Here is a 7,416-nt window from a genome sequence, read left to right as displayed (position 1 = left end):
GTCGCACGTCCGGTTCGGAGGGCGGACCGGAGAAACCCACCTGCCGACAAGACAGACAGGGCGCTCCGGTCCGACCCTACGTCCCCGCATATCTGGGAGATCGGGTGCTGGCGCGGCTCGGGCGGGAGTCGGGTGCGGTGATCCGGGACCCGTACGGGAACCGTCTGACGTGGTTGGTGCCGCCCGGCACGACGAGCGGGTGGGTCATCCCCGAGACCTCGTGGGTGCAACTGCTCAGCACCACGCAGCATGTGACGGTTCCGCCCGGCTGGTGCACGCGGTCAGCCTTCACGCACTGGGCGCGGGGCTGGGCTGAGCACGGGCTGACGGATGCGCGGCTGCTGTACGTGGTGCTCGACGCCGTGATCCGGGCCGAGCATGGGCCCCGCGAGAGTGGGGCCGGGCGGTGAGCGCGCGTTGCGTCCGTTGCCGTCAGCGGCCTGGCACGGTGGAGATCTACGTCGTACTCGGGGATGCGGCGGCCCCGCGCACCGTTCCGGTGAAGATCTGCGACGACTGTGCGCGGCGGGCCGCCGAGCGCTGTTTCCGCTGCCGTCAGGCACCCGGCACACGGACCGTCCTCGACCTGTACTCGGGTGATGAGCGGGGCGCCAGCCCGCAGACACGTACGCGCACCGTCCCCGTGAAGGTCTGCGACGGCTGCGCGAAGACGATCGCCGCCGAGGACGAGGCCCGCGCCGCGAGGCCGGAGGCGGCACGGTGACCGGCCACGCCTGCGAGGTGGAGGGCGACGACCACGTGGGCCCGGTCGTGCGCTACCTGCCCACCTCGCGCTACCCCTGGCATGCGCCGGTGTGGCTGTGCCCCGGGCACGGTGCCTACCTCCCCCTCGCAGCGATCCGCGCCGAGGTCACCGGGGAGACCGTGGCCCGCGCCATCACCGTCTTCACCGGCGCAGGAAAACGAACCGCCCACGCCACCGAACCGGAGCCGGATGCCGAACCGCCGCCCGCCCTGCGCGTGGTGGGCCCGCCGTGAGCGGAGTGTGTGGCCGGTGCGGCTGCTGGACCGCCGAGGGGCGCATCGTCCAGTGGCACGGCCCGGAACAGCCCGTCCTCGCCTGCCCCCTCTGCCCACCGGGACGGCGCGAGCAGATCGCCTCCATCACCGTCCTCGCCGCGCTGATCGTCACCCTCGTCTACGTCACCGCCATCCACCACTGAGCCCTGGAGCAGCCCCGTGCCGCGTGACCACACCGTCCTCATCCCCGCCGACCCCGAGGACGTCTTCTACGACCCCCACGGGTGGGCAACGTCATCTGGTTTCCCCGTGGCCGTACTCGACGGCCACGCGCCCCACTTCGTGATGCGCCGCATCCAGGACCGCGCCGTGCGCCTGATGTACGAGCTGCCGCACGGGACCGCGTTCCTCACCAGCTACCCGCGCCCCATGCCGTCCGGGCAGGTCATCGAGATCATGGAAGGCAACCTCGCCACCCTCCTCACCGGCTACGCCTGCCACGCCCTCCGCCTCCGCGAGAAGGGCGAACGGATCACCGTCGACGGGGAGACCCGCGACTGCCTCTCCACCCTCCTCGCGCCCCGCCACTGGTGGCACGCCCGCCACACACGCATCGGCAAGGCACTGCAACACCAGGGCCGCACCGTCATCCTCACCGCACCGCTCGTCGGCGGACGCACCCTCCAACTGGTCACCGTTGCCCCATAGAACCCCCGTCCCCTGGGGGAACCGTCGGCAGCGGTCCAGGGGACGGGCCCCGCAGCCCGGTCGTCCGCACCCCAGCCCCGGCGCGGACGGCCGGGCCAGGCCCCGCACCGCACAGCCGAGACAGCCGAGAGGGCGGCACCTCCGCACAAGGTGCCGCCCTCTCTATGTGCCGGGCCCGTGCCGCCGCCGGTGAGGGTGGGTGCGCGGCGGGGTGGGCCCGGAGGTGCACCGGCGGCCGGTCAGGGCTGACCGTGACCGGCGCGGCCGGTGAGCCGTGGCCGTGGTCGTGGCGGGGAGCCGGAACCGGAACCGGAGCCCCCGCCCGTCAGCACGGCGTCGACGCGTCACGCATCACGCCTCGCGGGCCTCCGACGCCGCCGCGCGGCCTGCCTCCAGACGCGCTACGGGGATGCGGAAGGGCGAGCAGGAGACGTAGTCGAGCCCCACTTCGTGGAAGAAGTGCACGGAGTCGGGGTCGCCGCCGTGTTCGCCGCAGACGCCGAGCTTCAGGTCGGGACGCGTGGCCCGCCCCGCCTCCGCCGCGTTGCGGACGAGCGAACCGACGCCGTCCTTGTCGATCGTCTCGAACGGGGACACTCCGAAGATGCCCTTCTCCAGGTACGCGGTGAAGAAGCTGGCCTCCACGTCGTCGCGGGAGAAGCCCCACACGGTCTGGGTGAGGTCGTTCGTGCCGAAGGAGAAGAAGTCGGCCGACTCCGCGATCTGACCGGCCGTCAGTGCCGCGCGAGGCAGTTCGATCATGGTGCCGAGGGTGAGGCTCAGCTCGACGCCGTGCTCCTTCTCGACCTCCGCGATGACGGCCTCGGCCTCGTCGCGCACGATCTCCAGCTCCTGCACCGTGCCCACGAGCGGAATCATGATCTCCGCACGCGGGTCGCCCTTGGCCTCCTTGCGCTCGGCCGCTGCCTCGGCGATGGCCCGCACCTGCATCGTGAACAGCCCCGGAATGACCAGCCCGAGCCGCACGCCGCGCAGCCCCAGCATCGGGTTCTGCTCATGCAGCCGGTGCACGGCCTGGAGGAGCCGCAGGTCGTTCTCGTTGGCGTCGCGGCGGGACTCGGCCAGGGCCACCCGCACCGACAGCTCGGTGATGTCGGGCAGGAACTCGTGCAGCGGCGGGTCCAGCAGCCGTACGGTCACCGGCAGCCCGTCCATCGACTCGAACAGCTCGACGAAGTCGCCCTTCTGGAGCGGCAGCAGCGCCTTCAGCGCCTCCTCGCGCTCGCTGCGCGCGTCGGCGAGGATGAGCCGCTCGACCAGTTCGCGCCGCTCCCCGAGGAACATGTGCTCGGTGCGGCACAGGCCGATGCCCTGCGCGCCGAAGCGCCGGGCGCGCGAGGCGTCCTCGGCGTTGTCGGCGTTGGCCCGTACGCGCAGCCGCCGTACGCGGTCCGCGTAGGCCATGATCCGGTGCACGGCCTTGACCAGCTCGTCGGCGTCGTCGGCGCCCGCGTGCATCCGGCCCTCGAAGTATTCGACGACCGGCGACGGCACGACGGGCACCTCGCCCGCGTAGACCTTCCCCGTCGAGCCGTCGATGGAGACGGTGTCGCCCTCCTCGATCACCAGCCCGCCCGAGGTGGTCATCCGGCGCCGCTTGGTGTCCACCTCCAGCTCCTCCGCGCCGCACACACACGTCTTGCCCATGCCGCGCGCGACGACGGCGGCGTGCGAGGTCTTGCCGCCGCGGGAGGTGAGGATGCCCTCGGCGGCGAGCATGCCGTCGAGGTCGTCCGGGTTGGTCTCGCGGCGGATGAGGATGACCTTCTCACCGGAGCGCGACCACTTGATGGCGGTGTACGAGTCGAAGACCGCCTTGCCGACGGCGGCGCCAGGCGAGGCCGCGATGCCCCAGCCGATCTGGTCGGCGCCCTTGACGCCGCCGTTGCTGTCGAAGCGCGGGAACATGAGCTGCGCGAGCTGCGCGCCCGTCACCCGCTGGAGCGCCTCGGCCTCGTCGATGAGGCCCTGGTCGACGAGCTGCGTGGCGATGCGGAAGGCCGCGGCGGCGGTGCGCTTGCCGACGCGGGTCTGGAGCATCCACAGCTTGCCGCGCTCGATGGTGAACTCGATGTCGCACAGGTCCCTGTAGTGCGTCTCCAGGGTCTCCATGATCGTCATCAGCTCGTCGTAGGACTTCTTGTCGAGCTGCTCCAGATCGGCGAGCGGCACGGTGTTGCGGATGCCCGCGACGACGTCCTCGCCCTGCGCGTTCTGGAGGTAGTCGCCGTAGACGCCCTGCTGGCCGCTGGCCGGGTCGCGGGTGAAGGCGACGCCGGTGCCGGAGTCGGGGCCGAGGTTGCCGAAGACCATCGAGCAGATGTTGACGGCCGTGCCCAGGTCGTGCGGGATGCGCTCCTGGCGGCGGTAGAGCTTGGCGCGGTCGCCGTTCCACGAGTCGAAGACCGCCCGTACGGCGAGGTCCATCTGCTCGCGCGGCTCCTGCGGGAACTCACGCGCCGTCTCCTTGAGCACGATGTCCTTGAACTGCTCGACCAGCGCCTTGAGGTGCGCTGAGGTCAGCTCGACGTCCGAGACGGCGCCCTGCTCGCGCTTGGCCTCGTCCAGCGCCTCGGCGAACAGTTCGCCGTCGATGCCCAGCACGGTGTCGCCGAACATCTGGATGAGGCGGCGGTAGGAGTCCCAGGCGAACCGCTCGTCCCCGGACTGCTGCGCGAGGCCGTTCACGGACTCGTCGGAGAGACCGATGTTGAGGACGGTGTCCATCATCCCGGGCATGGAGAACTTCGCGCCGGAGCGGACGGAGACCAGGAGGGGGTCGTCGGCCTGGCCGAGCTGCTTGCCCATGCGCTTTTCGAGGGCGCTCAACTGAGCGCTCACCTGGTCGCGCAGCTCCGGGGGCTCGTCCCCGGAGTCGAGGTAGACCTTGCACGCCTCGGTGGTGATGGTGAACCCCGGAGGGACGGGGAGACCGAGGTTGGTCATCTCGGCGAGGTTGGCCCCCTTCCCGCCGAGGAGGTCCTTGAGGTCCTTGTTGCCCTCTGTGAAGTCGTAGACGAGCTTCTGCTGCTCCGCGGCTCCTACGGCTGCATCGCCTGCTGTGTTCTTTGCGTGAACCGGCATCGGACTCGGCTCCTCGTGGACGGCTGCCCTGACGGCGGGGAGCGTACCCAGATCAAAGGCTTTGAGGTACGTCCAGCAGCACGTCACACGGCCGTAACCGCCCCAGGCCCAATGATCGAAAGTGACGACCGGGTAACCGCGCAGTTGGCTCGCGGTTCACAAGTCGAAGGGAGCACTCCGCTCTGCTATGACCATATCCGCGACCGCTCACGGAGCGTCATCCATCGGTTCGGGTCATGAATCAAGGGTCGGTAAAGTCGCGGCTCGCTCCTAAGAGGTATGCAGCTCACATGTGAGCGCTCATCTGAGCACACCCCTTATCAAGGTGGCGAGAATCACGCGTTCGGCCGTACGCACATCCCACGATCCGGACGGCCGTCTCACGCCCGTAACGGGACATTCACCCCTGGCCGCCGGCCCCGGTTCCGGCCCCGGCCCGGACCAGGGCGCGTTCCAGCAGTTCCTGGAGCCGCAGCCCTCGCCGTACGTCGATGTCCGGGCTCCGCCCGGCGCGCACCGCCGCCGCGAACTCGCGCCGCAGCACCGGCCAGCACGCGTCGTGGTCGATCTCCGCCGTGTCGTAGACCAGCTCGCCCTCGGGCCCGAACAGCTCGATCCGGGTACGGGCGCGCGGCAGCGCCACGGCCCCCGACAGCGACGCCTGGCTGACGGACCCGCCCTCGTGCTCACACGTCAGCTCGATCCAGCGGCGCGGGTCGCCGGTGCCGCGCACGGAGACCACCGGGCCGACGGCGAGGTCCAGCAGGTCCAGCAGGTGCGGCCCGAGATCGAGCAGCGCGCCGTGCTCCAGGCGCCAGGAGGTGGCCTGCTCGCCGCCGAGGAAGGCGCCGTGCAGATAGCAGGAGCGGGCGCCGGTGGCCGTGAACTCCGCGGCCCGCGCCAGGAAAGCGCGCGTCTCGGGGTGGTAGCGCTTCGTCAGCACGAGCTGGGTGACCACGCCGTGCGCGAGGGCCGCGTCCGCGACGGTACGGGCCGACGCGAGGTCGGGCCCGAGCGGCTTCTCCAGCAGCAGCGCCTTTCCGGCCCGCGCCGCGCGTACGGCCAGCCCGGCCTGGACGGCGGGCGGCACGGCAAAGGCGACGGCCTCGCACTGCCCGAGCAGCGCGTCGAACGAGCCCGCGACGGCGGCCCCGTAGGGCGCCGCCACCTCGGCAGCGGCCTCGGGCCTGCGCGCCCACACCGCCGTCAGCGCGGTCTCGGGCCCGGCGGCGAGCATGCGGGCGTGCATGGTGCGGGCCCAGGGCCCGGCCCCGACAAGGCCGACCCGCACGGGGTCGCCGGTCCACGGCTCGGTCACGGTGCGGCTCCAGAAGGGGGGGGCAGGAGAGATGACGGGGGGTCAGGCGCGGGGTGCTGCGAGGCGTGCGTCGGCGCGGTCAGGGGCGTAGAGGTCCTCGACCACCATGGCCGCGGCCCCCGCCAGCCCGGCCCGGTCGCCGAGCTGCGAGGTGACGACCTGGAGATGCGCGGTCGTACGGGGCATCGCGCGCTGGTACAGCAGCTCCCGCACGCCCGTGAGGAAGGGGGTGCCAGCGAGGTCCCCCGCGATCATCAGCAGCCCGGGGTTGAGCAGCGTCACGACGGTGACCAGCACCTCGCCGACCCTGCGCCCCGCCTCCCTGGCCAGCCGCACCGCGTCCGGCTGCCCTGCGGCGAGGTGGGCGCGCACGTCGGACCCCGAGGCGGTCGGCACACCCGCCTCGGTGAGCTGACGGGCCAGTGCCCGGCCGCTGGCCACGGCGGCGAGGCAGCCGTAGGAGCCGCACATGCACAGCGCGTCCGCGCAGTCGTGCAGCCGGATGTGGCCGATGTCGCCCGCGCCGCCGTCGATGCCCCGGTACATCTGCCCGTCGACGACGACGCCCGCGCCGATGCCCGTGGAGACCTTCACGAGGAGGAAGGCGGAGCAGTCGGGGTGGCCGTGCCGCTGCTCGGCGTAGGCCATGAGGTTGGCGTCGTTGTCGACGAGTACGGGTACGGGCGCCGGGCCGCCCTCGCCGCCCTCCGACGTGACGTGTTCCGCGTACGCCTGACGCATCCGCTCGCGCAGCGGATAGCCGTCCCAGCCCGGCATGATCGGCGGCTGGATGACCAGGCCAGAGGCCCAGTCGACGGGTCCGGGGACGGACAGGCCGATGCCACAGACCCGTCCGGGCGCGGTGTCGGCGCGCTTGAGGAGCGTCGCGAACCACTGGCCGAGGCGGTCGAGCACCGCGTCGGGCCCGTCGCCGATCAGCAGCTCGTCCGCGTGCTCGGCGAGCACCGTGCCCGCCAGGTCCAGTACGGCGGCGCTCGCGTGCCGGGTGCCGAGGTCGGCGGCGAGGACCACGGCGTGGGAGGGGTCGAACTCCAGCCGGGTGGAGGGCCGTCCGCCCGTGGACGCCTCGACGGGCCGCGGCGCGCCCTCGCGCAGCCAGCCCGCGGCGAAGAGCTGGTCGAGCCGGTGGCCGACGGTGGAACGGGACAGGCCCGTGGCCTGTTGCAGGGCGCCGCGTGTCGTGGCCCGTCCCTCGCGGATGAGCCGCAGCAGATGGCCCGCGCTGGCCTGGTTGCCGTTCATCTCCTCGTTCCCGCCTCAGCTCTTGTCCCCGTGTCGTGACG

The 7,416-nt window shown here is 72.0% G+C and carries 8 protein-coding genes; 5 read left to right on the top strand and 3 right to left on the bottom strand.

The genetic code is table 11. The annotated features are described in order from the left end of the window. From ACYVOO_RS12325 to ACYVOO_RS12305, 5 genes are all read left to right on the top strand, one after another. The coding region (locus tag ACYVOO_RS12325; RefSeq protein ID WP_461015688.1) for a hypothetical protein at nucleotides 1–410 on the top strand (410 nt) is incomplete at its 5' end. Between the two features lie 38 nt (nucleotides 411–448). Next, nucleotides 449–724, top strand: coding sequence for a hypothetical protein (locus ACYVOO_RS12320; protein ID WP_461015687.1), 276 nt, complete (start codon nucleotides 449–451; stop codon nucleotides 722–724). After that, nucleotides 721–999 carry a hypothetical protein gene (locus ACYVOO_RS12315; RefSeq protein ID WP_461015686.1) on the top strand — a complete coding sequence of 93 codons (279 nt, stop codon included), beginning with the start codon at nucleotides 721–723 and terminating at the stop codon, nucleotides 997–999. Before ACYVOO_RS12320 ends, ACYVOO_RS12315 begins: the two co-directional genes overlap by 4 nt. Next, the gene (locus tag ACYVOO_RS12310) at nucleotides 996–1,184 is read left to right on the top strand and encodes a hypothetical protein (RefSeq protein ID WP_461015685.1); all 189 of its coding nucleotides are present in this window, start codon (nucleotides 996–998) and stop codon (nucleotides 1,182–1,184) included. The genes ACYVOO_RS12315 and ACYVOO_RS12310 overlap by 4 nt, the downstream gene beginning before the upstream one ends. 16 nt (nucleotides 1,185–1,200) lie before the next feature. Further along, entirely contained in the window at nucleotides 1,201–1,689 is a 489-nt protein-coding gene (locus ACYVOO_RS12305; RefSeq protein ID WP_461015684.1) for a hypothetical protein, read from the top strand. Nucleotides 1,690–2,040: 351 nt separating this feature from the next. Here the strand turns inward: ACYVOO_RS12305 and ppdK are convergent, their stop codons facing one another. The 3 genes from ppdK to ACYVOO_RS12290 all read right to left on the bottom strand — a co-directional run bounded on the left by ppdK (nucleotide 2,041) and on the right by ACYVOO_RS12290 (nucleotide 7,375). After that, nucleotides 2,041–4,794: a pyruvate, phosphate dikinase gene (gene ppdK, locus ACYVOO_RS12300; RefSeq protein WP_461015683.1), complete on the bottom strand. Its 2,754-nt coding sequence runs from the start codon at nucleotides 4,792–4,794 to the stop codon at nucleotides 2,041–2,043. A gap of 400 nt (nucleotides 4,795–5,194) precedes the next feature. Further along, nucleotides 5,195–6,112 (bottom strand): Gfo/Idh/MocA family protein, encoded by a 918-nt coding sequence (locus ACYVOO_RS12295; RefSeq protein ID WP_461015682.1) that lies wholly within the window; start codon nucleotides 6,110–6,112, stop codon nucleotides 5,195–5,197. Nucleotides 6,113–6,154: 42 nt separating this feature from the next. Beyond that, on the bottom strand, nucleotides 6,155–7,375 hold the full coding sequence (locus tag ACYVOO_RS12290; RefSeq protein WP_461015681.1) for an ROK family transcriptional regulator: 1,221 nt from the start codon (nucleotides 7,373–7,375) through the stop codon (nucleotides 6,155–6,157). Nucleotides 7,376–7,416 lie beyond the last annotated feature (41 nt).

This window comes from Streptomyces daliensis (assembly GCF_054782395.1).
The sequence above is the reverse complement of the archived record's forward strand: the minus strand, read 5'-3'. Positions and strand labels throughout refer to the sequence as shown.

Excerpts from the sequence above, each read along its gene's own strand:
- ppdK (WP_461015683.1), bottom strand. The coding sequence starts at position 4,794 with ATGCCGGTTCACGCAAAGAACACAGCAGGCGATGCAGCCGTAGGAGCC.
- ACYVOO_RS12290 (WP_461015681.1), bottom strand. The coding sequence starts at position 7,375 with ATGAACGGCAACCAGGCCAGCGCGGGCCATCTGCTGCGGCTCATCCGC.